This is a genomic window from Janthinobacterium sp. P210006 (assembly GCF_036231885.1).
Taxonomy (GTDB): Bacteria; Pseudomonadota; Gammaproteobacteria; order Burkholderiales; family Burkholderiaceae_D; genus Janthinobacterium; species Janthinobacterium violaceinigrum.
In genome coordinates, this window is sequence record NZ_JAZARD010000001.1 from 539,756 (window position 1) to 564,392 (window position 24,637).

The 24,637-nt window shown below is 64.9% G+C and carries 21 protein-coding genes; 17 read left to right on the plus strand and 4 right to left on the minus strand.

The window, feature by feature from the left end:
• The first annotated feature begins 78 nt into the window (after positions 1 to 78).
• The 8 genes from mpl (at position 79) to corA (ending at position 8,487) form a co-directional block, all read left to right on the plus strand.
• Positions 79 to 1,455 carry a UDP-N-acetylmuramate:L-alanyl-gamma-D-glutamyl-meso-diaminopimelate ligase gene (gene mpl, locus VPH41_RS02395; protein ID WP_328568841.1) on the plus strand — a complete coding sequence of 459 codons (1,377 nt, stop codon included), beginning with the start codon at positions 79 to 81 and terminating at the stop codon, positions 1,453 to 1,455.
• A complete protein-coding gene (locus VPH41_RS02400; protein WP_328568842.1) occupies positions 1,452 to 2,036 on the plus strand; it encodes a YqiA/YcfP family alpha/beta fold hydrolase in 585 nt (194 codons plus the stop codon). Before mpl ends, VPH41_RS02400 begins: the two co-directional genes overlap by 4 nt.
• On the plus strand, positions 2,033 to 2,647 hold the full coding sequence (locus tag VPH41_RS02405; RefSeq protein WP_328568843.1) for a chorismate--pyruvate lyase family protein: 615 nt from the start codon (positions 2,033 to 2,035) through the stop codon (positions 2,645 to 2,647). The genes VPH41_RS02400 and VPH41_RS02405 overlap by 4 nt, the downstream gene beginning before the upstream one ends.
• Before the next feature lie 2 nt (positions 2,648 to 2,649).
• Positions 2,650 to 4,737, plus strand: coding sequence for a ribonuclease catalytic domain-containing protein (locus VPH41_RS02410; protein ID WP_287779563.1), 2,088 nt, complete (start codon positions 2,650 to 2,652; stop codon positions 4,735 to 4,737).
• A 137-nt stretch (positions 4,738 to 4,874) separates the two neighbouring features.
• A complete protein-coding gene (locus VPH41_RS02415) occupies positions 4,875 to 5,732 on the plus strand; it encodes an energy transducer TonB family protein (protein ID WP_328568844.1) in 858 nt (285 codons plus the stop codon).
• The gene (gene aroE, locus VPH41_RS02420; protein ID WP_328568845.1) at positions 5,729 to 6,571 is read left to right on the plus strand and encodes a shikimate dehydrogenase; all 843 of its coding nucleotides are present in this window, start codon (positions 5,729 to 5,731) and stop codon (positions 6,569 to 6,571) included. The genes VPH41_RS02415 and aroE overlap by 4 nt, the downstream gene beginning before the upstream one ends.
• On the plus strand, positions 6,553 to 7,299 hold the full coding sequence (gene mtgA / locus VPH41_RS02425) for a monofunctional biosynthetic peptidoglycan transglycosylase (protein WP_442906234.1): 747 nt from the start codon (positions 6,553 to 6,555) through the stop codon (positions 7,297 to 7,299). The genes aroE and mtgA overlap by 19 nt, the downstream gene beginning before the upstream one ends.
• 222 nt (positions 7,300 to 7,521) lie before the next feature.
• On the plus strand, positions 7,522 to 8,487 hold the full coding sequence (gene corA / locus VPH41_RS02430) for a magnesium/cobalt transporter CorA (RefSeq protein ID WP_034746658.1): 966 nt from the start codon (positions 7,522 to 7,524) through the stop codon (positions 8,485 to 8,487).
• A gap of 28 nt (positions 8,488 to 8,515) precedes the next feature.
• Here the strand turns inward: corA and VPH41_RS02435 are convergent, their stop codons facing one another.
• On the minus strand, positions 8,516 to 8,998 hold the full coding sequence (locus VPH41_RS02435; RefSeq protein WP_328568847.1) for a nuclear transport factor 2 family protein: 483 nt from the start codon (positions 8,996 to 8,998) through the stop codon (positions 8,516 to 8,518).
• Between the two features lie 206 nt (positions 8,999 to 9,204).
• Between VPH41_RS02435 and VPH41_RS02440 the strand changes: the two genes are divergently transcribed.
• Complete coding sequence (locus VPH41_RS02440) at positions 9,205 to 9,921, plus strand: HAD family hydrolase (RefSeq protein WP_328568848.1); 717 nt, start codon at positions 9,205 to 9,207, stop codon at positions 9,919 to 9,921.
• Positions 9,922 to 9,992: 71 nt separating this feature from the next.
• Here VPH41_RS02440 and hemL read toward each other — a convergent pair whose 3' ends face one another.
• Entirely contained in the window at positions 9,993 to 11,282 is a 1,290-nt protein-coding gene (hemL, locus tag VPH41_RS02445) for a glutamate-1-semialdehyde 2,1-aminomutase (protein ID WP_152283640.1), read from the minus strand.
• A 50-nt stretch (positions 11,283 to 11,332) separates the two neighbouring features.
• Complete coding sequence (gene thiD, locus VPH41_RS02450; RefSeq protein WP_287779580.1) at positions 11,333 to 12,190, minus strand: bifunctional hydroxymethylpyrimidine kinase/phosphomethylpyrimidine kinase; 858 nt, start codon at positions 12,188 to 12,190, stop codon at positions 11,333 to 11,335.
• Positions 12,191 to 12,286: 96 nt separating this feature from the next.
• On the opposite strand from thiD, the gene VPH41_RS02455 reads away from it, so the two are divergent.
• From VPH41_RS02455 to VPH41_RS02480, 6 genes are all read left to right on the plus strand, one after another.
• Positions 12,287 to 12,439: a rubredoxin gene (locus VPH41_RS02455; protein ID WP_038488910.1), complete on the plus strand. Its 153-nt coding sequence runs from the start codon at positions 12,287 to 12,289 to the stop codon at positions 12,437 to 12,439.
• An 85-nt stretch (positions 12,440 to 12,524) separates the two neighbouring features.
• Positions 12,525 to 12,935, plus strand: a complete 411-nt coding sequence (locus VPH41_RS02460) for a response regulator (RefSeq protein ID WP_152283642.1) — start codon at positions 12,525 to 12,527, stop codon at positions 12,933 to 12,935.
• A 35-nt stretch (positions 12,936 to 12,970) separates the two neighbouring features.
• Entirely contained in the window at positions 12,971 to 13,336 is a 366-nt protein-coding gene (locus tag VPH41_RS02465; RefSeq protein ID WP_152257950.1) for a response regulator, read from the plus strand.
• 26 nt (positions 13,337 to 13,362) lie between these two features.
• Positions 13,363 to 13,962: a chemotaxis protein CheW gene (locus tag VPH41_RS02470; RefSeq protein WP_328568849.1), complete on the plus strand. Its 600-nt coding sequence runs from the start codon at positions 13,363 to 13,365 to the stop codon at positions 13,960 to 13,962.
• Positions 13,962 to 16,199, plus strand: a complete 2,238-nt coding sequence (locus VPH41_RS02475) for a methyl-accepting chemotaxis protein (protein ID WP_328568850.1) — start codon at positions 13,962 to 13,964, stop codon at positions 16,197 to 16,199. The genes VPH41_RS02470 and VPH41_RS02475 overlap by 1 nt, the downstream gene beginning before the upstream one ends.
• Before the next feature lie 74 nt (positions 16,200 to 16,273).
• A complete protein-coding gene (locus VPH41_RS02480; RefSeq protein WP_328568851.1) occupies positions 16,274 to 21,622 on the plus strand; it encodes a hybrid sensor histidine kinase/response regulator in 5,349 nt (1,782 codons plus the stop codon).
• 88 nt (positions 21,623 to 21,710) lie between these two features.
• Here the strand turns inward: VPH41_RS02480 and VPH41_RS02485 are convergent, their stop codons facing one another.
• Positions 21,711 to 23,174 carry a cryptochrome/photolyase family protein gene (locus VPH41_RS02485; protein ID WP_328568852.1) on the minus strand — a complete coding sequence of 488 codons (1,464 nt, stop codon included), beginning with the start codon at positions 23,172 to 23,174 and terminating at the stop codon, positions 21,711 to 21,713.
• Between the two features lie 442 nt (positions 23,175 to 23,616).
• On the opposite strand from VPH41_RS02485, the gene VPH41_RS02490 reads away from it, so the two are divergent.
• A complete protein-coding gene (locus VPH41_RS02490; RefSeq protein WP_328568853.1) occupies positions 23,617 to 24,219 on the plus strand; it encodes a YqgE/AlgH family protein in 603 nt (200 codons plus the stop codon).
• Positions 24,216 to 24,614, plus strand: a complete 399-nt coding sequence (gene ruvX, locus VPH41_RS02495) for a Holliday junction resolvase RuvX (protein ID WP_223278885.1) — start codon at positions 24,216 to 24,218, stop codon at positions 24,612 to 24,614. Before VPH41_RS02490 ends, ruvX begins: the two co-directional genes overlap by 4 nt.
• Positions 24,615 to 24,637 lie beyond the last annotated feature (23 nt).

The window sequence follows — 24,637 nt, forward strand, 5'->3', positions numbered from 1 at the left end:
TGGCGTCGGTTAAAATCCCATACTTGACCTTTTTAATCTCACCATCTTACCTACGCGCTCACTTGTCGCACTGATCACATGCATATTCATATTCTCGGCATTTGCGGTACCTTCATGGGTGGCCTGGCCGTCCTGGCCAAGGAAGCCGGCCATAAAGTCACCGGTTGCGATGCCAACGTCTATCCCCCGATGAGCACGCAGCTGGAATCGCAGGGAATCGAACTGATCCAGGGCTTTGACCCGGAACAAACCAAGCTGAACCCGGATTTGTATGTGATAGGCAATGTGGTCTCGCGCGGCAACCCGCTGGTGGAAGAAATCCTCAACCGCAGCCTGCCGTATGTGTCCGGCCCCCAGTGGATCGGCGAACACATCTTGCGCAACCGGTGGGTGCTGGCCGTGGCCGGTACGCATGGCAAGACGACAACGTCGGCCATGCTGGCCTGGATACTCGAAGACGCGGGCTACGCGCCGGGCTTCCTGATCGGCGGCGTGCCGATGAATTTTGGCATCTCTGCCCGCCTCAGCGGCAAGATCGACGGCAAGAGCGTCGATTCGGACTTCTTCGTCATCGAAGCCGATGAATACGACACGGCCTTCTTCGACAAGCGCAGCAAGTTCGTGCATTACCACGCGAAGACGGCCATCATGAATAACCTGGAATATGATCACGCCGACATCTTCCCCGATTTGCACGCGATCGAGACGCAATTCCACCATCTGGTGCGCACCGTGCCCGGCATCGGCCGCCTCGTGTTCAACGGCGACGAAGCGTCGCTGCAGCGCGTGCTGGCGCGCGGTTGCTGGAGTGAAAAGGAAAGTTTCGGCCAAGATGCCAATTGGCAACTGCAAGAGCAGGCCGATGGCAGCTTCGACGTGTACTTCAATGGCCAGCAGGAAGGCCATGTGGCGTGGGCGCTCACGGGCAAGCACAACCGCAGCAATGCGCTGGCGGCCATCGCTGCCGCGCGCCACGTGGGCGTGCCCATCGCCCAGGCCTGCGCCGCGCTGGCCAGCTTCGAGAGCGTCAAGCGCCGCATGGAAGTGCGCGGCGTGGTCAATAACATTACCGTGTACGACGATTTCGCCCACCATCCGACGGCCATCGCCACCACCGTGGGCGGCTTGCGCCAGAAGATCGGCAGCAGCGGCCGCATCCTGGCCGTGCTGGAACCGCGGTCGAACACCATGAAGCTGGGCGCCATGAAAGATGCGTTGCCGGGCAGCCTCAAGGATGCCGACCTGGTCTTCGGTTTCGGTAGCCATGCCGCGCTGGGCTGGAGCCTGGGCGACGCGCTGGCGCCGCTGGGCCAGATTGCCAGCGCCTATGAAGACATCGATGCGCTGGTGGCGGCCGTGGCGGCCAGCGCCCGTCCCGGCGACCAGATCGTCGTCATGAGCAATGGCGGCTTTGGCGGCGTGCACCAGAAATTGCTGGAGGCGCTGGGCCGATGATTCTGTATCTGCATGGATTCCGCTCGTCGCCATTGTCGATGAAGTCGCGCCTGCTGGCCGCGCAGATGCAGGCGCTGGGCCGCGAGGCAGAATGGCTGTGCCCGCAATTGCCCGCGTCGCCGAAACTGGCCATCGAACTGGCCTTGTCGCTGGTCAAGGACGTGGCGCCGGCCGACCTGACGATTATCGGCTCCTCGCTGGGCGGCTACTACGCCACCTGGCTGGCAGAACAGCTCGGTTGCCGCGCCGTGCTGCTCAACCCTGCCATCGTGCCCCTGATCGACCTGGAACAGCATGTGGGCGTGACGACGGAGTTTCATTCGGATAAGCCATTCGAGTTCAAGCGCGCATACATCGATGAGCTGCGCGCGTTTGCCGTGCCGGCCATTACGCAGCCGCAACGTTATTTCCTGATTGCCGCCACGGGCGATGAAGTACTCGACTACCGCGACATGGTGGCGCATTATCAGGGGGCTCGGCAACTCGTCATCGAGGGCAGCGACCATGGCATCAGCGAATTTGCCGATTACCTGGCGCCCGTGCTGGCCTTTTGCGGCATCGCTGCGGACGCGGCCCTGTGAGGCCCGGTTCGCTGCGGCAGGCGCAGTGGCATGCGCACGTCAACGCCGTCAATGCACCGCCGGCGTTGCGCCACTGGCTCACGGGCGGCGGGTCGCTGACGGCCAAGCTGAAAGCGCATAGCGGCGCGTTTCGCGTGCAATGTTTGCATCAGGAAACATCGCGCTGTTTGACCGACGAGGCCGCCAGCATCGGCTTGCACCGCGCGGGCCGGGTCTGGGAACGCGAAGTGCTGTTGCGCTGTGATAACAAACCAGCCGTATTTGGCCATACCGTCGTGCCCATGCAGGCGACGGCCACGGACTGGCCCTTGTTTTCCGCGCTGGGCGAACGCTCGCTGGGCACGACCCTGTTTGGCGACCGCATGGTGCGCCGCGGTGAACTGGAATTTGCCCGCCTGCGTGCCGGGCACCCGCTGGTGCAGCGGGTACACGCCGCGTTGGCGCTGGAAGGGCAGCGCGTCGACGCGCAGGCGCTGTTTTTTGCCCGGCGCTGCCTGTATCAGCGTCACCAGGGCTTGCTGCTGGTAACCGAAGTATTTTTGCCGGCGGTGCTCGAGCTGACATCCCTCACTCGCACCGTTGCAACCGACACATTAATAAACAAAGCATAACAATGAATCTATTTTTTGAAGAATCCGGCGATTTCAAGGTCGGCACGGTCCTGTCGCAAGCGGGTGAGGCGTACCAGGTCGAAATGGCCAGCGGCAAGCGCACCAAGGTCAAGATCAAGGATGTGCTGCTGCAGTATGAAAAGCCGGCGCCGGCCGAGCTGCTCGAGCAAGCGAAGGCGGTGGCCGCCGATATCGATCTCGATTTCCTGTGGGAAGTGGCGGGCGAAGACGAGTTCGGCTTTGCCGAGCTGGGCGCCGAGTATTTCGGCCACGCCCCGTTGCCGCCGGAAGCGGCCGGCCTGATCCTGGCCCTGCATTCGGCGCCCGTGTACTTCTACAAGAAGGGCCGTGGCCGCTACAAGGCGGCGCCGGAAGCCTCGCTGAAGGCCGCGCTGGCCGGCATCGAAAAGAAAAAGCAGCAGGCGCTGGTGCAAGCCGCGTATGTGGAAGAACTGAAACAGAACCGCTTGCCTGTCCCGATGCAGCCCATGGTGCTGCAACTGCTGTTCAAGCCGGACAAGAACACGATCGAATACAAGGCGCTGGAAGCGGCGTGCACGGAATTGCACACGACACCAGCCCGCCTCATGCTGGCGGTGGGGGGCATTGCTTCGCCGAAAGATTTGCACCTGTCGAAATTCCTCTTCGAGAATTTCCCGAAAGGTGCAGGCTTCCCGAGCGTGCCCGTGCCCTCCGTGACGGCCAAGCTGCCGCTGGCCGACGTGGCCGCCTTCTCCATCGACGACGTGACCACCACCGAGATCGACGATGCGTTCTCCGTGCAGCCGTTGCCCGACGGCACCGTGAAAGTGGGTATCCACATCGCCGCGCCGGGCCTGGGCATCCGCCCGGAAGACGTGATCGACAAGATGGCGCGCCAGCGCATGTCCACCGTTTACATGCCGGGCGACAAGATCACCATGTTGCCGGACGAAATCGTCAATGCGTTCACCCTGGCCGAAGGCACGACCTGCCCGGCCCTGTCGCTGTACGCGACCCTGGACCCGAAAGCGGACTGGGCCGTGGTCAGCACGCAGACGCGCGCCGAGCTGGTGCCGATTGCCAGCAATTTGCGCCATAACCAGCTGGACGACCTGGTCAATGAGGAAACCCTGGCCAGCGGCGAAGGCGAGTATCCGCACAAGGCCGATTTTGCCGTGCTGTGGCAATGGGCGCAGCAGCTGGAACAGGGCCGCATGAAAAAGCGCGAAGCGTTCGGCCTGAAGCCGGAACAGAATAACCGCGTCGATTTCAATTTCTATGTGGAAAACGACATCGTCACCGTGGCGCGCCGCAAGCGGGGCGCGCCGCTGGACAAGATCGTCGCTGAGCTGATGATTTTTGCCAACAGTACCTGGGGCAAGATGCTGCACGACCATGGCGTGCCCGGCATCTACCGCAGCCAGGGTGGCGGCAGCGGCAATAGTTGGGCGGCAAAGATGCAGGTGCGCATGGTTACCCATGCGGCGCCGCACCAGGGGCTGGGCGTGGATCAATACGCGTGGAGCACCTCGCCCTTGCGCCGGTATACCGATCTGGTGAACCAGTGGCAAATCATCGCCTGCGCCGAACATGGCGTGACGGCGCCGCTGGTGGCCCCGTTCAAGCCGCGCGATGCGAACCTGTTCGCCATCGTTTCGGCCTTCGACGCCGCGTATGCCGCATATGGCGATTTCCAGTCGAACATGGAACGCTATTGGTGCTTGCGCTGGCTGCACCAGGAAAACGCGCGCCAGGTCGATGCCGTGGTCCTGAAAGATGAAATCCTGCGCCTGGTCGACATTCCGCTGGTCATCAAGCTGCCGGGCATGCCATCGGTGGCGCGCGGCGCCCAGGTCAAACTGGACTTGCTGCGCTGGGATGAGGTCGACCTGAGCATCGAAGCGCGCCTGCTGGAAATCGCCGCCGTGCCCGATGCGGCGGCCGATGCCGAACTCGACTACGAGGAAGAAGCGGGCGACGACGGCGCCGACGAGGGCGACGTGGCGCAGGAAGCGTCGCCGGAAGCGGCCAACCAGGTCAGCGACGCCGATGCGGAAGTGGCGGAACTGGCCAGCGAAGACGTGGTCAGCGAGCCCGAGGTCAAGTAAGGCGCCGCGCCAGTCACAGGGCGGTGCCGAAAACTGTTGTCGGCACCGCCCTTTGACGTAGAATTCAGCCATCTTGTATGGTGTGCTTGTTGCGAACTGGGTTGCGCGTGAAGTCTTTCCGAGAGAATCGTTTCCTGATGATAGCCGTGGCGGTCTCGCTGCTGGCGCACGGCGCCTTGCTGGCGATGCATTTTGTCGCCCCGGCCCCGCAACGGGCCGTGGCCACGGATCCCGGCCTGGAAGTGATCCTGGTCAATGCCAAGCATGCCAATAAACCGCTGCAGGCCGACGCCCTGGCGCAAGCCAACCTGGACGGCGGTGGCCAGGCCGACAAGGGCCGCGCCAAGTCGCCCTTGCCCGACATGCGCAAGGTGGAAGAGGGCGACAGCGTCAAGGCCAGCGCCCGGCGCATTGCCGAACTGGAACAAAAACAGCAGGAATTGCTGACGCAGGCGGCCAAGGCCACGCCGTACAGCGCCGCCCCCGTCACGGAAAAGGACAAGCCCAATCCCCTGGCCAGCGGCTCTGACTTGATGGAAAGCAGCAAGGCCATCGCCCGCATGGCGGCCGAGATCAGCCAGACCGTGGAAGACCAGAACAAGCGTCCCCGCAAGACCTTCATTACGCCCAGCACGCAGGAGGTCGGCTATGCCATGTATTACAAGACCCTGCAAAAGCGCATCGAGGAAATCGGCACCCTGAATTTCCCGCAAAAGAATGGCCGCAAGATGTACGGCGAACTGGTCGTCTACATCCCCATCTTCCAGGACGGCACGATTTACCAGAAAGAGGGCGGCGCCCGCGTGGAGAAAAGCTCGGGCAACCCGGCGCTGGATGCTGCCGCCCTGGCCATCGTGCGCCGCGCGGCGCCGTACGGCCGTTTTCCACCGAATATGTTGTCGAGTGACAAGGATGACCTGTGGGTCGTCATCACCCGTTTCAAATTTACCCGCGAAGAAAAAATGGAAGCTAACCTGACTGGCGGCAGCAATTGAGCAAGAAAAATATTCATCCCGATCAATATTGTGTCTTCGGCAATCCGATTGCCCACAGCAAGTCGCCCCTGATCCATGCCGCGTTTGCCCTGCAGACAGGACAAGCCATGGCCTATGAACGGCGGCTGGCGCCGCTCGATGGCTTTGCCCTTGCCGCCCGCAGCTTTGCCGCCGAGGGCGGCAAGGGCGCCAATGTGACGGTGCCCTTCAAGCTCGACGCCTGCGCTCTGGCTACGGAACTGACGCCGCGCGCCCAGGCGGCCGGCGCCGTCAATACCCTGCGTTTCGATGGCGACACCATTCTTGGCGACAATACCGATGGCGCGGGCCTGGTGGCGGACATCATGCGCAACGCGGGCGTGGTCATCGCCGGCAAGCGCGTGCTGCTGCTGGGCGCGGGCGGCGCGGCGCGCGGCGTCGTGCTGCCCTTGCTGGAACAGGCGCCGCAGGAAATCTTCATTGCCAACCGCACCGTGGCCACGGCCGAGGCGCTGGTGGCGCAGTTTGCTGGTGCGCTCGGCCATCCCGGCCAGTTGCGCGCCGGCGGCTTTGCGCAGCCCGACGGCGTGTTCGATATCGTCATCAATGCCACCTCGGCCAGCCTGGCGGGCGACTTGCCGCCCGTGCCGGCAAGTATCTTTGGCAGCCACACCCTGGCGCTGGACATGATGTATGGCGCCCAGCCCACCGTCTTCATGGATTTTGCCGCCCAGCATGGCGCGCAGGTGCGCGACGGCCTGGGCATGCTGGTGGAGCAGGCGGCCGAAGCGTTTTACGTGTGGCGCGGCGTGCGCCCGCAGACGCAGGATTTGCTGGCGCAATTGCGGGGCAGCCTGTGAGCGCCAGCAAGAAGGGCGCGCGCAAGGGCGGCAGCGGCAGCCGCTATGGCTGGATCAAGTGGCTGTTCATCGTGCCCGTGCTGGCCTTCATCGTCGTACAGCTGTATTTCTTCCTGCAAATCTGGTGGTGGGTCGACCACAACCCGTCCAGCACGGCGTTCATGCGCGAACAGCTGTCTGTCTTGCAGGACAAGAATCCCAAGGCCACGATCCAGCAGACGTGGGTGCCGTACAACCGCATCTCGAACAACCTGAAACGGGCCATCATCGCCTCGGAAGACGCGAATTTCTCCGAGCACGAAGGGGTGGACTGGGATGCCTTGCAAAAGGCATATGAAAAAAACAGCAAAAAGCAGAAGGTCGTGGCGGGCGGCTCCACCATCACGCAGCAACTGGCGAAAAATCTGTTCCTGTCCGGCTCGCGCAGCTATGTGCGCAAGGGCCAGGAACTGATCATCACGTATATGCTGGAAAGCCTGATGGAAAAGCAGCGCATCTTTGAAATCTACCTGAACGTGGTGGAATTCGGCACGGGCATCTTCGGCGCCGAAGCGGCCGGGCGTCACTATTACCATGTGAGCGCGGCGGGCCTGAGCGCGGCGCAGGCGGCGAAACTGGCCGTGATGCTGCCGAATCCCCGCTTTTATGACCGCCACCGCGATACGGGCTACCTGAACCGGCGCACCAGTGTCATCCTGCGCCGCATGGGGGCGGCGGAATTGCCTTGAGGATGGCCGGCTTTGTTTGCATTACATTAAAGCTGCCTGATTGGCACTATTGCAGCGCAGCATCTTAATAGGCCAGCTTGGTGCATCACCGCACTTTTTCCGTGAAAAAGCGGTGCCGGGGGGTGGTCGTGAAAAGGCCTTTGCGGGTACACTTGCGCTGTTTTCATTTTTGGCGCAAGCGCCAGCACATCACGATAACCCAACATCCGGCTGAGAGCGCGCATGATCAATGTCTTTGTATTACAGAATGGCCGGCTCAACCAGGTGCCGATCGACAGCCGCGCAGACCTCGAAAATGCCGAACCGGTGTGGGTCGACCTGACCGACCCTACCGATGATGAACGGGCCTGGGTCAAGGCCATCTACAACGTCACCCTGCCGGGCGAAGACGAAGTCAAGGATATTGAAGCATCGGCCCGCTATTACGAAGCGGAAAACGGCGACCTGCACCTGCGCACGGATTTCCTGCGCGAAGAGGACGACGGCCCTTCGCGCGTCATCACCGTGGCATTCATCCTGGCCCGTAAGATCCTGTTTTCCATGCATACGGACGACCTGCCCGTGTTCCGCCTGGTGCGCATGCGCGCCCGCTCGCGGCCAGGCTCGATCGCCGACTACATGGACGTGCTGCTCGACCTGTACGCCACGGACGCCGAATATTCGGCCGACGTGCTCGAAGGCATCTACCAAAACCTGGAAGAAGTGAGCACGCGCGTGCTGCAAAAGGAATTTACGGATGCGCACGCGGCCGAAGCGCTGAACGCGATTGCCCACGAGGAAGATCTGAATGGCCGTATCCGCCGCAACATGATGGATACGCGCCGCGCCGTGAGCTTTCTGATGCGCGGCAGGCTGCTCAATTCCGAGCAGTTCGAGGAAGCGCGGCAGATTTTGCGCGACATCGAATCGCTCGATGGCCACACCTCGTTCCTGTTTGATAAGATCAACTTCCTGATGGACGCCACCGTCGGTTTCATCAACATCAACCAGAACAAGATCATCAAGATCTTCTCGGTGGCCAGCGTGGCCTTCTTGCCGCCCACCCTGATCGCCAGCGTGTACGGCATGAACTTCAAGCTGATGCCGGAACTGGAATGGTCGTTCGGCTATCCGTGGGCCTGGGGCCTGATGATCACCAGCGCCATCGCGCCCTTCCTGTACTTCCGGCACCGGGGCTGGCTGAAATAAGAAAACGGGCCCGCAGGCCCGTTTTTTTTCAAGGCGCCGCTTTTCTCGGCGCGATGCCGGTATATTGCGCCGACAGCAGTTTCCACGCCGCCCCTTCCTTTTTCGCCACATAGCTGGCGCGCAGGGCCATGTTGCGCTGCTGTCCGCCCGCCTGTACCGTTACCGCCAGCCGGGCGATCAGCACGGCCGTATCGCCCGCGACGCGCACGAACGGCTCTTCCACCGCGATGACGGGAGCGGCGGATTTTTTCTCGGGCGCATAGAAGGCCAGCATCTTTTCGCGCGTGTCGACGTCGCCCAGCGGCGACACTTCCGCGTAATTGTCGGCCGTCAGGGCTGCCAGGGCCGGTGCGTCAAAACTGGCTTGCGCCGCCACGTGCTGGCGCACGAGGTTGAGGACGGCCGCATCGTCGTCCGCCGCCCGTGCGGGCTGCGCGGCCGCCACGAAGGCAAGCGCGGCAATTGTGGAAATCAGGGATAATCGGCCTTGCAGAAAATTTTTGCGTGTCATGGTATCGATCCTGTTGGGCCTGATTCAAGCGATCAGGGCAGGCAAAGTATGCCATTGAAGTTATCTAAAAGAAATTACTTCATGCGGCCGATGGCCAGCACGCAACGCAAAGTATCGGGATGTGGCCGGCCAGGCGTAGCGCGCCACGCCCCCCCTGTTCTATGCTGGCGGCGCGCACGGTGCGCTTCGCCCCTATTGGAGAATACATGCCTGACACCGTTCCTTCCCTTCCCCGTTTCACCCACCTGATCAGCGACTGCGATGGCGTGCTGATCGACAGCGAAGCCGTGGCCCTGCAGGCGCTGCTGGAATTGCTGGGACCGCGCCTGCCGAACCTGCCCCAGGGCGTCACCTTGCAAGGCTTGATCGAGCCGCGCCTGGGCCAGCGCCTGGTGCCGCTGATGCAGGATATTTACCGGGAACTGGAGCTGCCGCCGCTGCCGGCCGATGACATCATGGCCATCGGTAACGCCGTCGATGCGGCCTGCGACGCCCAGTTGCGCGCCGTGCCCGGCGTGGCGCAGGCGCTGGCCGCCATTCCCCTGCCCAAGGCCGTGGCCTCGAACAGCGTCAGCGCACGCGTGCTGTCGGCGCTGGAGCGCACGGGCATGGCGCCCCTGTTCGACAAGCGCGTCTTCACGCCGGACCTGGTGGGGCATGCCAAGCCGCATCCGGGTGTCTATCTGGCGGCGGCTGCCGCCTTCGGCGTGCCGCCAGGCCAGTGCCTGGTGCTGGAAGACAGCGTCACGGGCGTGACGGCGGCCGTGGCGGCAGGTACGACGGTATTGGGATTCATCGGCGGCGGGCATATCGCCGCCGGCCAGGAAGCGCGTCTGAGGGCCGCTGGCGCGCACGTCGTGTTCAACGACATGGGCAAGCTGCCGGCGCTGGTGGCGGAACTGCTGCAGGGCGCCACAGTATAGCGGCAGCTGGCAGTGCCGCTGCGCGCCGGCAGCAAGGCGCGGCGCGCAGCAGGTCTTGTCAGGGCGGTGTCTTACGCCAGCTTGGCGAACACCTTGCGCGCAGCGGCGATGGTGGCGTCGATGACGGCATCGTCGTGCTGTGCCGAGACGAAGCCCGCCTCGAAGGCGGCTGGCGCGAAGTACACGCCTTCGTCGAGCATGGCGTGGAAGAAGGCGTTGAACTTGCTGCGGTCACCCGCCATCATTTCCGCGTAGCTGGTCGGTGGCGTGGCGCTGAAATAAATGCCGAACATGCCGCCGATGTAGTCGGCGCAGAAGACCACGCCCGCCTCTTGCGCGGCGCTCGTCAGGCCTTCGGCCAGGCGCTTGGCCGTGGCGCCCAGCTGCTCGTAGAAGCCTGGCTGCTGGATCAGTTTCAGGGTCGCCATGCCGGCGGCCACGGCGACCGGGTTGCCCGACAGGGTGCCTGCCTGGTAGACGGCGCCCAGCGGCGCCATATGGTGCATCAGCGCGGCGCTGCCGCCGAAGGCCGCCACCGGCATGCCGCCGCCGATCACCTTGCCCAGCGCGGTGAGGTCCGGCTTGATGCCGTATAGCGCCTGCGCGCCGCCCAGGGCCACGCGCAAGCCGCACATGACTTCATCGAAAATGAGCAGGGCGCCGTGCTGCGTGCACAGCTCGCGCATCGCCTGGAGGAATTCCGGCGTGGCTTTCACGAGGTTCATGTTGCCGGCCACGGGTTCGACGATCACGCAGGCGATGTCCGCGCCGAAGCTGTCGAAGGCGTCCTTCAGCTGTTCCACGTTGTTATAGTCGAGCACCAGCGTGTGCTTCACGAAGTCTTCCGGCACGCCGGCCGACGTCGGGTTGCCGAAGGTGAGCAGGCCGCTGCCCGCCTTTACCAGCAGCGAATCGGCATGGCCGTGGTAGCAGCCTTCGAACTTGACGATCTTGTCGCGGCCCGTGGCGCCGCGCGCCAGGCGCAGGGCGCTCATGGTCGCTTCCGTGCCCGACGACACCAGGCGCACCTGCTCGATCGACGGCACCAGGCGCGTGATTTCCTCGGCCATCAGCACTTCGCCTTCGGTCGGCGCGCCGAACGACAGGCCCAGTGCTGCCGCATCCTGCACCGCCTTGACTACCTCGGGGTGGGCGTGGCCGACGATGGCCGGGCCCCACGAGCCGATGTAGTCGATATAGCGCTTGCCGTCCGCGTCCCAGAAGTACGGGCCTTCGGCGCGCGTGATGAAGCGCGGCGTGCCGCCCACGGAGCGGAAGGCCCGCACGGGCGAGTTGACGCCGCCTGGCGTGGTTTTTTGTGCGCGGGCAAACAGGATGTCGTTCTGTGAAGTCGTCGTCATGATAATCGTGCCTTGAAAGTGGATCGTTGTCTGTGTCGTCTGGTCGGTGTCTATTGGCCGCCGCGCTGGCGCTGCTGCCGGAACAGCCGGTTCGGCACCAGCTTGCCCATGCCGTGGCGCTGCGCGTGGGCCAGCGCGCCGGCGGTAAATTCCTGCGCCGCCACGACCACCTGCGGCACATCGTCTTCATTGTCGGCCAGGGCCAGCAGGGCGGTGGCCGCCGCCGACAGGGTGCTGCCGGCGCCGTTGAAGATGCCAGGCAGGTGCTGCCATTGGTCGTGGCGCACTACGCCGTCCTCGCCGAACAGGGTATTGGCGCGCAATTTGCCTTCGGCCGTGCCGGACTTGCTGGCGTCGGCCGGCATGCCGGTGACGAGCACGTATTCGCAGCCCAGCGCCACCAGGTAGTCGACATCGTTCTGCAGGGTGTCGTCCGGGTCGGCGTCGCGCCAGGTTTCGGCCAGGCGCTCCAGTTCCACCGGCGAGAGCACCAGCAAGGTCGTTTGCGGGATCAGGAGCTGGCGCACGGCGGTGAGGATGTCTTCGTCGTCCATGCCCTGTTCCGGCAGCGCCGAAATGAAGGGATCGAGGATCAGCGGCACGTTCGGATAGTCGGAGACGATTTCGGCGATGGCCGTGACGTTTTCCACGCTGCCCAGGGCGCCGATCTTGATGGCCGAGACGGACATGTCTTCCAGCAGCACGCGCGCCTGGTCGGAAACCCAGTCCGGGTCGACCGCCTGCACGTCTTCCACGCGCGCCGTATCGCTGATCAACAGGCCCGTGGTGACCGACAGGCCATGGCAGCCGAAGGCTGAAAACGTGGCCAGGTCGGCCTGGATGCCGATCGCACCGACCGGATCGGACACGCCGAAGCTTAATATGAGGGGAGAAGTTTGGTTTTGCACGGCGGGTAGATTAAGATACCTAATTCAGCATTTTACTTGATTGAAGGGTGGCAGAACGTGAGTAGCAACGAAACAACGCAGCAATTCCAAACGTGGATGTGTCTTATTTGCGGCTGGGTTTATGATGAAGCGGCTGGTCTGCCTGACGAAGACATCGCTCCGGGCACGCGTTGGGCCGATGTTCCGATGAACTGGACCTGCCCTGAATGCGGTGCGCGCAAGGATGATTTCGAGATGGTAGCGATTTAATTGATGCCAACCCATGGGAGGTTGCTGCCGCACGCAGGTGTCGCGGCCGCCTGTGCTATGGTATGAAAGATTGCCGAATAATCAAATGACGCATTCCTCGCCGCCCCGGGCACCGTCCGACAGCGCCTGCATACTGGTCATCGATGACAGTGCCACCAGCCGCAGCGCGGCCGAACGGATCCTGCGCGAGGCCGGTTATCGCGTGGTGGTGGCGGAAAACGGCTTTGAGGCATTGGCCAAGATCGCCGACTGCCAGCCGGCGCTGATCGTGTGCGACATCGTGATGCCGCGCCTGGATGGCTACCGCACGTGCGCGCTGATCAAGGCCAGCGCGGCCTTTCATGCCACGCCGGTGCTGATGCTGTCGGCCAGGGAAGGCCTGTTCGACCGCGCGCGCGGCGCCATGGCAGGCGCCAGCGCCTGCCTGGCCAAGCCGCTGGCGCGCGAGGCGCTGCTGGAGGCCGTGCGGCTGCACCTGGCCGGGCATTTTGAGTAAGTGGTTTATTGATTGACAACGCAGCAAGGAAGCAGATGGCCATACACACAATTCTGATCGTCGATGACTCGCCGACAGAACGCTATTACCTGAGCGAGATGCTGGTGCGTGCCGGTTATGCCGTCGTCACGGCGCAGGACGGCGCCGACGCGTTGGCGCAGCTGAAGCAGACCCGGCCCGACCTGATCCTGATGGATGTGGTGATGCCCGGTGCGAATGGCTTCCAGATCACGCGTGCCATCGCGCGCGATCCCGAACTGCAGGACGTGCCGGTGATTATCTGCTCCAGCAAGAGCCAGGAAACGGACCGCATCTGGGGCTTGCGCCAGGGCGCGCGCGATTATCTGGTCAAGCCGGTGGTGGAAGCCGAGCTGCTGGCCAAGATCGCCGCGCTGTCCTGAGAATGCCGACGATGCCAGGTCAGGGCGTGACCACCGGGGCTTTCCCGCCTGCCGCCATGTCGTCTTTCGAGACGGGCGCGCGGCAGGGGCGCTTGCGCCAGTATCAGCTGCAATTGATCGAGCGGATACAGGCCGCGCGCAGCGGCGCGCTGGCGGCCCGCAAGGAGCTGGGCGTGATGCTCGGTGGCCGGCCGTGCCTGCTCGACCTGACGCAGCTCGGCGAAATCGTCATTGCCTCCGGCGTGCAGATCCAGGGCGTGCCGCTGGCGCAGGATTGGTACCTGGGCCTGGCGGCCATGCGCGGACGCCTGACGGCCATCGTCGACCTGGCCCGCTACATGGGCGAACCGGCTTGCGCGGCAGGCCATCACTGCCGCATCATCACGTTTTCTCCCCGTCTGGGCCTCAATTGCGCGCTGCTGGTCGAGCGCGTGCTGGGCTTGCGCCAGCTGCGCGCGCTGCAGGCCATGCCCTTGCCGGGCGCGGTGCCGCCCTGGGCGGCGCAGGCGCTGCGCGACAGCGACGGGCAGCAGTGGCTGCGCCTGGACCTGGCGCAGCTGGCGCAATCGGAACGCTTCCTCGATGCCGGTTTTGGCGGCCTCGCCGCACACAAGGACATTTGCTGATGGGTGCTCATTCCCCTATCCTGGCGGCCGGCATGCCCGAAGCGGAGCACGCCGCCAGCGAGCCGGCATCGGCGGCCGACCTGCCGCTGCGCCTGCGCGACGCGCTGGGACGGCGCAAGTCGCTGGCCAATGCGCCGGTGCGCGACCTGAAGCTACCGCTGATCGGCCATTTTCCGCTGCAAAAACAACTGAGCATCCTGTCGACGGTGATGGCCCTGAGCCTGGCCGCCAGCCTGCTGTTCGTCGGCCTCAATACGCGCAGCGGCAATATCGCCTCGGCGCAGACGCAGCTGGCCAGCGATGCGCTGATGCATTCGCAACGCATCGGCAAGGCCGCGCCGAACGCCGTGCAGGGCAATCCGGAAGCCTTCCGCCAGCTCGAGGAAAGCCGCAATGAACTGAACCAGGATTTCCGCCTGATGCTGCGCGGCGGGACGTATCACGGCCGCGATATCGGCGAGTCGCGTTCCGCCCTGCTGGCGGCGGTGGCCGACGCGCGCAAGAAATGGGCCAGCAGCGACCGCGCGGCCAGCACCATCTTGCGCCTGAAAACGGAGCTGGGCGAATTCGACAAGACCTTGCAGCAATTGAACGCGCTGTCGCCGGCGCTGCTGGCGCAGACGGAGGAAATCGCGGCGCTCAAGGTGCAGCGCGGCGGCAATGCGCGCGACCTGGCCGTCATCGGCCGCCTGATGATGCTGAGCCAGCGCATGAGCCGCAGCGCCAGCGAGTTCCTGTCGTCGGGCAGCATCAGCTCGGAAACGGCGTTTTCGCTGGGGCGCGACACGACCTATTTCCGCGCCGCCGTCGAAGGCCTGCTCAATGGCAGCGTATCGCTGCAATTGGCGGCCACGCGCGATGCCGAACTGCGCGACCGGCTGGTAGCGCTGAAAGCCAGTTTCGACAATTACCAGAAGCTCGTCTCGTCGATCCTCGACCGCCTGGATAAATTCAGTTCGGCGAAAAGCGCCGAGCAGTTGATCTTCAACGAGAACGAAGACCTGCGCCAGCGCCTGACCCTGCTGCAGCAGATGTACCACGTGAACCAGGAAACGCTGGGGCTAGCCTTCTGGATGATGGTCGGCGGCGTGTTGCTGACCCTGATCGCGGCGGCCGGCATCGGCCGCGTGCTGCTGCAGGATTCCGTCAACCGCACGCGCGACGCCGAGCGGCGCCGCCATGAGGCGGAAATCCAGCGCCTGCTGTCGCAGGAAAAGGAAGAGCAGGCCAAGGCCAAGAACGACCAGAACCAGGCGGCCATCCTGCGCCTGATGAACGAATTGCAGAAGGTCGCCGACGGCGACCTGACGGTGCAGGCCACCGTGTCGGAAGACATCACGGGCGCCATCGCCGATTCCGTCAATTACACGGTCGAGGAATTGCGCGGCCTGGTGGGACGCGTGACGGCGACGGCCGAGCAGGTCAACCGCGCATCGACGCAGGCGCAGAGCATTTCCAGCAAACTCTTGATCGCTTCGCAGCAGCAGTCGCGCGAAATCCAGGGCGTCAGCGCCACCGTGGTCAAGATGGCCAATGCGATTACCGACGTGTCGAAGTCGGCCAGCGTCTCGGCCGACGTGGCGCGCCAGTCGGTGGCGGCGGCGCAGCAGGGTTCGACGGCGGTGGAAAACGCCATCAAGGGCATGCATGAAATCCGCGAGCAGATCCAGGATACGTCCAAGCGCATCAAGCGCCTGGGCGAATCGTCGCAGGAAATCGGCGAAATCACGGAGCTCATTTCCGACATCACCGAGCAGACCAACGTGCTGGCGCTGAACGCCGCCATCCAGGCCGCATCGGCCGGCGAGGCGGGGCGCGGTTTCTCGGTCGTCGCCGAGGAAGTGCAGCGCCTGGCCGAACGCTCGGCCGCCGCCGCCAAGCAGATCGGCGCGCTGGTGCGCACCATCCAGGCCGATACCCAGGACGCCACCCGCGCGATGGAAAAATCCACGCAGGGCGTGGTCGAAGGCGCGCATCTGTCCGACGCGGCCGGCGCGGCGCTGAACGACATTAGCCAGGTGTCGAAACACCTGGCCGAACTGATCCAGGGCATCTCGTTCGCCACGGGTACGCAGGCCGGTTCGGCCAGCGGCGTGGCCTTGAATATCCAGCATATCCTGAGCGTGACGGAACAGACGCAGGACGGCACGCAGCAGACGGCGCAGTCGATTCACAAGCTGTCGATGCTGGCGCAGGAACTGAAAAACTCGGTGTCGCGCTTCCGCGTCGCCGCCTGAACGCTGCGCCATTCCAGGGCGCGGCGCGTTGTGCGTACCGAATGTTGCGTTACGATTTCCTTACCGAGGCATGCATGAGCACACCTGATAGTCCACAGCAGTCCAAGCCGTTCGACAGCGAACCTTTGTCGTGGGTGATGGTGGAAATCCGCGAAGCGCTGGGCCGTTCGAAAACGGCCCTGTTCGAAGCGGGTGGCCGCGAGCGCGAGGAACGCGCCACGGCCCTGCAGCATGCGCGCTCGCACTTGCATCAGGCGCATGGCGCGCTGGTGATGGTGGACGTGGCCGGCGCCGGCCTGCTGACGGACGGCGCGGAACAGGCGCTGGCGCGCTTTCGCGACGGCAGCCTGGAATATACGCTGGACCATGCGCAGATTGTCGCCGGGCTGTATCAGGCCCTCATCGAATACCTGGAAGACCTGGTGGCCGGCACGCCGCCGCAGCCGACGCGTTTGTTCCCCTACTACCGCGACCTGCAAACCATGCTGGGCGCCGAGCGCATCCACCCGGCCGACCTGTTTTTCCCGCCCTCGGCCATGCTGGAAGGACATGCGGTCGCGCTGGCGGACGCGCCTCCGGCGGCCGATTATCCGGCCTGGCGCGGACGCTTTGAAAAATCGCTGCTGCCGTTCCTGAAGGCGCAGGACGATGCGGCGCGGCGCCAGCACGCCGGCGACCTGCACGCCACCCTGGCCCTGGTAGCCGATGCGCAGCAGGAAGCGCCGGCGCGCACCTTCTGGTTCGCCATGCAGGCGTTTGCGGGACTGGCGGCCAGCGGCGAGGGCATGGGCACGCTCAACGTCAAGCAGCTGTTCGGATTGATCAACCTGCAATTGCGCCGCCTGGCGCAGGGCACGGCCAGCCTGCCCGAAGCGATGCTGCGCGACGCCCTGTTCTTCATCGCGGCGGCCGCCGAACCGACGCCGGAGGCACGCCAGCTGCGTGCCGCTTTCGCGCTCGAGGGACAGGTGCCTGCCGACCTGGAAACGCGGCGCTACGGCCAGGTCGACCAGGATGCCCTGCAAGGCGCCCGCGCGGCCCTGGCGCAGGCGCGCGCCAGCTGGAGCCGTCTGGCACAAGCGGACCTCGATCCCGCCCTGGGCGCAGCATTCGAACAGTCGCTGCAGCAGGTGGCGGCGCAGGCCGAGATCCTGAAGCAGCCAGCCCTGGCCGGCCTGCTGCGCCAATGCGCGGCCGTGGCGCAGCAGGCCGTGGCCAGCGGGCGCAGTGCGGCGCTGGAAAATGAAATCGGCATGGCGCTGCTGTTTGCGGACACGGGGCTGGAGCAGGTGCGCCGCCTGCCCGACGATTTTGCCGGCAATGCGGAAACCATCGCCGCGCGCCTGCAGGCGCTGCTGGCTGGCGAAGCGCCGCCGCCCGTCACCGCGGGCGAGCTGTCGCGCCAGATCGAACAGGGCCAGACCGTCGCCGCGCTGGCCGAGGAAATGAAGACGGGCCTGCGCCAGGTGGAAAAAGTGCTCAACGCCTATTACGCGGATGCGTCGCGCGGGCGGGTGGGTGCCCTCGACGGCGTCGCGCCCGTGCTGGGGCAGCTGCAGCAGCAGCTGGCCGGACTGGGACAGGAAGACGCCCGCGCTGCCGTGCTGCAGGTCGACGCTGCCGTGCAGAAGCTGGCCGGTGGCGAGGCCAAGGCGGATGCCAATGCGGAGGCGCACGCCGAGGCGCTCGACGAGATCGCGCAAAATGTCAGCGCGCTGGGATTTTTTGTCGATATGCTGGGCCGCAACGCGCAGGCGGCCAGCGGGCGTTTCCATTTCGATGCCGCTGCCGGCACCTTCCGCGCCCTGCCATTTGAAAAAGTCGCCGCCGCCGGTGCCGTGCCGGTGCCCTTGCTCGACCAGGCCCTGGCGCCCGCCGCGCCTGCCGGCGTGGATGCGACGCCCGCCGTGACCGATGTCGACGCGGAGATGCTCGACATCTTCATCGCCGAAGCGCGCGAAGTGCTGGCCTTTATCGATACCACGCTGGCCCTGCCGCGCGAGCAGGCGGCCAGCGGCGACCACCTAGCCATGCTGCGCCGCTCGTTCCATACCCTGAAAGGCAGCAGTCGCATGATCGGCCTGGCGCAGTTTGCCGAGGCGGCCGGCGCCATCGAGCGCGTCATGAATACCTGGCTGGCCGAGGCGCGCCCCGCCAGCGACGACTTGTTTACCTTGCTCAATTACGGCTGGTACCAGCTCAGCGAATGGGTGGCCGAACTGGAAGGCGGCGCAGGACGCGAGCGCGAGGCCGGCATGCTGCTGGCGGCGGCCGAGCGCGTGCGCGAAGGCGGGCCGTTCGAACTGCGCAAGCCGCGACCGCCGGCGCCCGTGCCCGTGGCCAGCAACGGCAACGTGATCGGCTTTCCATCCGCCACGGCGCCCGCCGCGCACGAAGCGCCCGACGATCACCTCAAGCACGTGGGCGAGCTGCGCATCAGCCTGCCCTTGTACAACATCTACCTGGCCGAGACGGATGAATTGCTGCGCGTGCTGACGCGCGACTTCGGCGAATGGCGCCATGAGCAGCGCGCCGTCAGCGCCGATGCGCTGCAAGCCGTGCACACGCTGGCGGGAACGTCGGGCACGGTCGGCTTCCAGTCTTTGCGCGACCTGGCGCACGCGCTCGAGACGGTGATCGAGACGGTGGTGCCGCCGCTGGCCGGCCTGCGCGCCGAACAGCACGATGTGCTGGAACAGGCCACGCAGCGCATCGGGCAGATGCTGCAGGCGTTCGCGCTGGGCGACCTGGCGCCGGCGCAGCCGGACATGATCGAAGGGCTCAACACCCTGTGGCGCGCATTGACGGCGCCGCCCGGCGAGAGCGGGGAAGAGCGGCTCGACGCCCTGTTTGCCGCCGCTTACGCCAGCATCGTCGGCACGCCGGCGCAGCCTGTGGCAGCGCCGGCCGCAGAGCAGCACGCGGAACAGCACGCAGAGCAGGACGCAGTGCAGGGTGAAGAACTGGCCGCGGTGCCCGCGGCGCAGCTCGAGACCCTGTTCGAGGCGGCGTATGCGAGCATCATCGCCGACGCGCTGCAGCCGGCTGCCGCCGCCGTGCTCCCCGCCGACATCGGCGCCAGCGACGATCTGTTCGATGCAGGCTTCGAGCACGCGCCGCCGCTGGAACACGCCGCGCCGGAAGCACCGGATGCACCAGCGCCGGCCATCATGCCGGCCGATGCGGCTGCGCTGCTGGCGGCCAGCGCCGGCATCAGCGATGAACTCGACCTGGACCTGCTGTCCGTCTTCCTGGAGGAGGGGGCCGACCTGCTGCCGCAGATCGGCGAAGCGCTGCGCAGCTGGCAGCAGCAGCCGCACGACAGCGGCCAGGCGCAGATGCTGTTGCGCACCCTGCATACGGTGAAGGGCAGCGCGCGCATGGCCGGCGCCATGCGCCTGGGCCAGCACGCGCATGAAATCGAGACGCATATCGAAAACATGCTGCATGCGGGCACCGCCACGCCGCAGGCCTTCGAGGAATTGCTGGCCCATTACGACCATGCGCTGCATTTGTTCGAGCAGTTGCAGCAGCCCTTGCTGCCCTTGCCCGGCATGGAAGACACGCCGGCGGCCGAACCGAAGGCGGCGCTGGTGCGCGTGCGCGCCGACATCCTCGACCGCCTGGTGAACCAGGCCGGCGAAGTGTCGATCACGCGCTCGAAGATGGAAAATGAAGTGGGCGTGCTGGGCGCCTCGCTGTCCGAGTTTTCCGACAACCTGGCGCGCCTGCGGCGCCAGCTGCGCGAAGTGGAAATGCAGGCCGAATCGCAGATCGCCTCGCGCATGGCCGTCGGCAGCGAGCGCGATTTCGATCCGCTCGAATTCGACCGCTTCACGCGCCTGCAGGAACTCACGCGCATGATGGCCGAAAGCGTCAACGACGTGGCGTCCTTCCATGAAAACCTCAGCCACAGCGTCGATGCGGTGACGGACGACCTGGTGTTGCAGGCACGGCTGACGCGCGAGCTGCAGCGCGACCTGATGCAGATCCGCATGGTGCCGTTTTCCAGCATCGCCGAACGCCTGTTCCGCGTGGCGCGGCAAAGCGCCAAGGAAGTCGACAAGCGCGTCAACCTCGACATCCGCGGCGGCGGCGTGGAAATCGACCGCAGCGTGCTGGAACGCATGGCGGCACCCTTCGAACACCTGCTGCGCAACGCCATCGTGCACGGCATCGAGCCGCGCGACGCGCGCCTGGCAGCAGGCAAGAGCGAGACGGGCGAGCTGCTGGTGCAGGTCAGCCAGCAGGGCAATGAAGTGGCGATCGCCTTTTCCGACGATGGCGCGGGACTGGACCTGGAACGCATCCGCGCCAAGGCGCACGGCGCCGGCCTGGTGGCAACCGGTGCGCCATTGACGGACGCGCAGGCGGCCGAACTGATTTTTACGCCGGGTTTTTCCACCGCAGACAGCCTGACGGAACTGGCCGGGCGCGGTTTCGGCATGGACATCGTGCGCTCCGAAGCACTGGCCCTGGGCGGGCGCGTGGAGACGCTGACGCAGGCCGGCCTGGGCATGCGCTTTACCATCCACCTGCCGCTGACCCTGGCCGTTACGCAAGTGGTGCTGCTGGCGGCGAACGGCAAGACCTATGCCTTGCCATCGGTACTGGTGGAGCAGGTGCTGCACCTGAAAGGCGAGCAGCTGGAGCAGGTGCGGGCGGCCGGATGCATCGAGTCGCACGGCCAGTCGCTGGCGCTGCACCACCTGTCGGCCATGCTGGGCGAGACGCCGGCGGCACAGGCCATGCAGCGCTATGCGCCCGTGCTCCTGCTGAGGAACGGCAACGACAGGCTGGCGCTGCAGGTCGATGACGTGGTGGGCAATCGCGAGGTCGTGGTCAAGCATGTGGGGCCGCAGCTGGCGCGCATGCCGGGCATCGCCGGCGCCACGGTGCTGGGCACGGGCGATATCGTGCTGATCCTCAATCCGGTGGCGCTGGCGCAGCACCTGGAGCATCATCCGGAACTGCTGTCGCAATATGCGCTGGCCAGCAGCGAACAGCATGCCGCTTCCAGCGCACTGGCCGCGCCGTCCGTCCGCGTGCTGGTGGTCGACGATTCGCTGACGGTGCGCCGCGTGATGCAGCGCCTGTTCGAGCGCGAAGGCTACCAGGTATTGCTGGCCAAGGATGGCATCGATGCGCTGGAGCAGCTGCATGCGCTGGAACCGGCCGCCATGCCGGCCCTGCTGCTGGTGGACGTGGAGATGCCGCGCATGGACGGCTTCGACCTGACGCGCAATGTGCGCAGCGACGACAAGACGCGCGCCATCCCCGTCATCATGATCACCTCGCGCAGCGCCGACAAGCACCGCGCGCACGCGTTCGAACTGGGCGTGGATGCGTATTTCGGCAAGCCGTTCCAGGAAGAGGAATTGCTGGCGGAAGTGGCGCGCCTGCTGGCCGGCGGCGTGGCATAGGTCGGTGCAGGCCGGTGCAAGCCGACGCACCATCGGCCAAGATCGCAATATCGTCGGATGACGCGGGGCCTCGCCCCGCTAATCCGGCCTACGCCACCACTTTTACCACCGCATAGCGTTCCAGCGTCTCCTTGCGCGCCTCGTCGTGCTGCACCAGGGGCTCCGGATAGTCGCGCCCCAGCACGATGTTTTTCTGTTCGAGCAGCATGCGCGGCACCAGCCAGGGCGCATGGATTTCCTTGTCGCCCAGCGCCTTCAGCTGCGGCAGGTAGCGGCGGATGAAGCGTCCGTTCGCATCGAATTTTTCCGATTGCGTGATGGGGTTGAAGATGCGGAAGTAGGGCTGCGCATCGCAGCCGGACGACGAGGCCCATTGCCAGCCGCCGTTGTTCGAAGCCAGGTCGAAGTCATTCAGGTGCAGCGCGAAATACGCTTCGCCGCGGCGCCAGTCGATGCCCAGATCCTTGATCAGGAAGCAGGCCGTGACCATGCGCAGGCGGTTGTGCATATAGCCCGTCTGGTTCAGCTGGGCCATGGCCGCGTCCACCAGCGGATAGCCGGTGCGTCCCTCGCACCAGGCGGCAAACGCGGCATCGGCCTCGGGACCCGTTTCCCAGGCGATCGCGTCGTAGGCGGGCTTGAAGGCGCCGCCTTCCACATGCGGGTTCTGGTACAGGATCATGGCGTAGAAGTCGCGCCAGATCAGCTCTGCCAGCCACACGGGAGCGCCATCGCCGCCGCCGCCCCGGTCCATCAGGTCGACCACGGTGCGCACCAGGTAGCGCAGCGACACGGTGCCGAAGCGCAGGTGCATGGACAGGTAGGACGGTCCCTTCAAGGCGGGAAAATCGCGCGCCACGTCGTAGCGGCCCACGCGCGGCAGAAAATCCTCGAACAGTGCGCTGGCGCCCGACATGCCGGTCGGAATCGCCAGATCGGCCAGGTTGCTCGGTTCGAAACCCAGCTCGCCCAAAGTGGGCAGGGCGGCGGGCGTGCCGGCGCGCGGCGGGGCCAGGCTGGCCGCATGCGGCTCGATGTCGTACGGCGCCAGGCAAGCGGGTTCGGCGCGCATTTTCTTCAGCCACGCATTCTTGTACGGCGTGTAGACGGTGTACGGCTTGGCCGACAGGGTCAGCACCTCGTCCTTTTCAAAGATGACCTGGTCCTTGAAGCTGAACCACAGACGGGCATCGTGCGTGAGCGCGGCGGCCACCGCGGCGTCGCGGGCGATCGCCTGCGGCTCGTAGTCGTGGTTGGCAAAGACGGCGTCGGCGTTCAACTCGGCGGCCAGGCGGGGGATGGCCGTGGCGGCGTCCCCATGCAGCACGATCAGGTCGCCGCCCAGCTGGCGCAGTTCGTCGGCCAGCTCGGCCACGCTGGCATGGATAAAGTCGACGCGCCGGTCGCGGCGCGGCAGCGCTGCCAGGATGGCGGTGTCGTAGACGAAAACGCAATGCACGGCCTGGCTCTGGCGCAGGGCGTGGTGCAGCGCAGCATGGTCAAATGCGCGCAAATCGCGCCGGAACCATACCAGGGAAGTCTTGATTGTCATTATTTCGCGTGTTCAGGGTCAAAGATAGGCTATTTTTTGCCGCCAACAGGGCTTTATGGCCGCTCGCGTCGTGCCTTTGGCGTCGCTGCGGCGGCAATTCAGTGTAAACTAGCGGCTATGTTCGTGGTGTTTTATGTGCGACAGCGATTGTGCAATCAATTTTACAATTGGCATGGCAATGCGCGCGGAAGCGCGGCGATGCTGGACAGGTCGCAAGTTGCAAAGCGTACATGACGTGGCCGCATGGCCAAGCGAATGTATAACAAATTTACAATATAACAAGAATAGCGCCTGGCATCACGCTTCTCGCCGCCCAACATCCGCGGCAGCGTGCGCCAGGCGTACGATAGCGGGGTAAGCGAGACTTGCCAGCAAGGCCACAGAGAGAGCATCGCGTATGAAAAAGAGCAAAATCGACCAGACTCTACCAGGGCATCGTTTGATGCAGAGTGTTGGAGAGCCGGCCGCGACCGGTTCCTCCACCCTGAATCTGGCCAACCATTTCCTGATCGCGATGCCGGCCATGCAAGATCCGATCTTCGGCGGCACGGTCGTCTACGTTTGCGAACATAATGAAAACGGCGTGCTGGGCGTCGTCATCAACAAACCCACCGACATGACCATGGAAGTGCTGTTCGACCGCATCGACCTGAAACTGGCTGCCGGCAGCGACACGCCCATCATCAACGAACCGATCATGTTCGGCGGCCCCGTGCAGGATGACCGCGGCTTCGTGCTGCATACGCCGGGCGCGCGCTATTCCTCGTCGCTGACGGTGACGGATGAAATCGCGTTTACCACCTCGATCGACGTGCTCGAAGCCGTCGCCAAGGGCGATGGTCCCGAGCGCATGCTCGTCTCCATCGGCTATTCGGGCTGGAGCCCGGGCCAGCTGGAAGACGAGATCGGCCGCAACGGCTGGCTGACGGTGGGCGCCTCGGCCGACATCCTGTTCGACTTCCCCATCGAGCAGCGCTACGTGGCGGCCATCAAATTGCTGGGCATCGATCCCCTGATGCTGGCGAGCGAGGCTGGCCACGCATGAGCGGTGACGCCATCGACACCATCCTCGCCTTCGATTTCGGTTTGAAACGCATCGGCGTGGCCATCGGCAATACCATGATTTGCCAGGCCAAGCCGCTCAGCGTGATCACGGCCACGGCGAATGAACCGAAGTTTGCCGCCATCGATAGCCTGATCAAGGAGTGGGGCGCGAGCCGCATCGTGGTGGGCTTGCCCAGCCATCCCGATGGCACGGAACACGAGATGAGCGCGCGCTGCCGCCGTTTCGCCAACCAGGTGCATGGCCGCTTCAACCTGCCCGTGGAACTGGTCGACGAGCGCTATTCCTCGGCCGTCATTGCCGCCAAACGCGGCGAAGTGATCGACGACCGCGCCGCCGCCATCATCCTGCAACAGTATTTCGACGCGAACTATTAATCTGACCCTAGTCCCCAATCCTG

Bases quoted from the DNA above. Each gene is read 5' to 3' on its own strand.
- VPH41_RS02440 (WP_328568848.1), top strand. From the start codon at position 9,205: ATGCCTGACACCGTTCCTTCCCTTCCCCGTTTCACCCACCTGATCAGC.
- VPH41_RS02435 (WP_328568847.1), bottom strand. From the start codon at position 8,998: ATGACACGCAAAAATTTTCTGCAAGGCCGATTATCCCTGATTTCCACA.
- hemL (WP_152283640.1), bottom strand. From the start codon at position 11,282: ATGACGACGACTTCACAGAACGACATCCTGTTTGCCCGCGCACAAAAA.
- VPH41_RS02490 (WP_328568853.1), top strand. From the start codon at position 23,617: ATGCAGAGTGTTGGAGAGCCGGCCGCGACCGGTTCCTCCACCCTGAAT.
- VPH41_RS02410 (WP_287779563.1), top strand. From the start codon at position 2,650: ATGAATCTATTTTTTGAAGAATCCGGCGATTTCAAGGTCGGCACGGTC.
- VPH41_RS02400 (WP_328568842.1), top strand. From the start codon at position 1,452: ATGATTCTGTATCTGCATGGATTCCGCTCGTCGCCATTGTCGATGAAG.
- mpl (WP_328568841.1), top strand. From the start codon at position 79: ATGCATATTCATATTCTCGGCATTTGCGGTACCTTCATGGGTGGCCTG.
- corA (WP_034746658.1), top strand. From the start codon at position 7,522: ATGATCAATGTCTTTGTATTACAGAATGGCCGGCTCAACCAGGTGCCG.
- VPH41_RS02485 (WP_328568852.1), bottom strand. From the start codon at position 23,174: ATGACAATCAAGACTTCCCTGGTATGGTTCCGGCGCGATTTGCGCGCA.
- VPH41_RS02480 (WP_328568851.1), top strand. From the start codon at position 16,274: ATGAGCACACCTGATAGTCCACAGCAGTCCAAGCCGTTCGACAGCGAA.
- VPH41_RS02455 (WP_038488910.1), top strand. From the start codon at position 12,287: ATGTGTCTTATTTGCGGCTGGGTTTATGATGAAGCGGCTGGTCTGCCT.
- VPH41_RS02475 (WP_328568850.1), top strand. From the start codon at position 13,962: ATGGGTGCTCATTCCCCTATCCTGGCGGCCGGCATGCCCGAAGCGGAG.
- VPH41_RS02460 (WP_152283642.1), top strand. From the start codon at position 12,525: ATGACGCATTCCTCGCCGCCCCGGGCACCGTCCGACAGCGCCTGCATA.
- VPH41_RS02415 (WP_328568844.1), top strand. From the start codon at position 4,875: ATGATAGCCGTGGCGGTCTCGCTGCTGGCGCACGGCGCCTTGCTGGCG.
- VPH41_RS02465 (WP_152257950.1), top strand. From the start codon at position 12,971: ATGGCCATACACACAATTCTGATCGTCGATGACTCGCCGACAGAACGC.
- ruvX (WP_223278885.1), top strand. From the start codon at position 24,216: ATGAGCGGTGACGCCATCGACACCATCCTCGCCTTCGATTTCGGTTTG.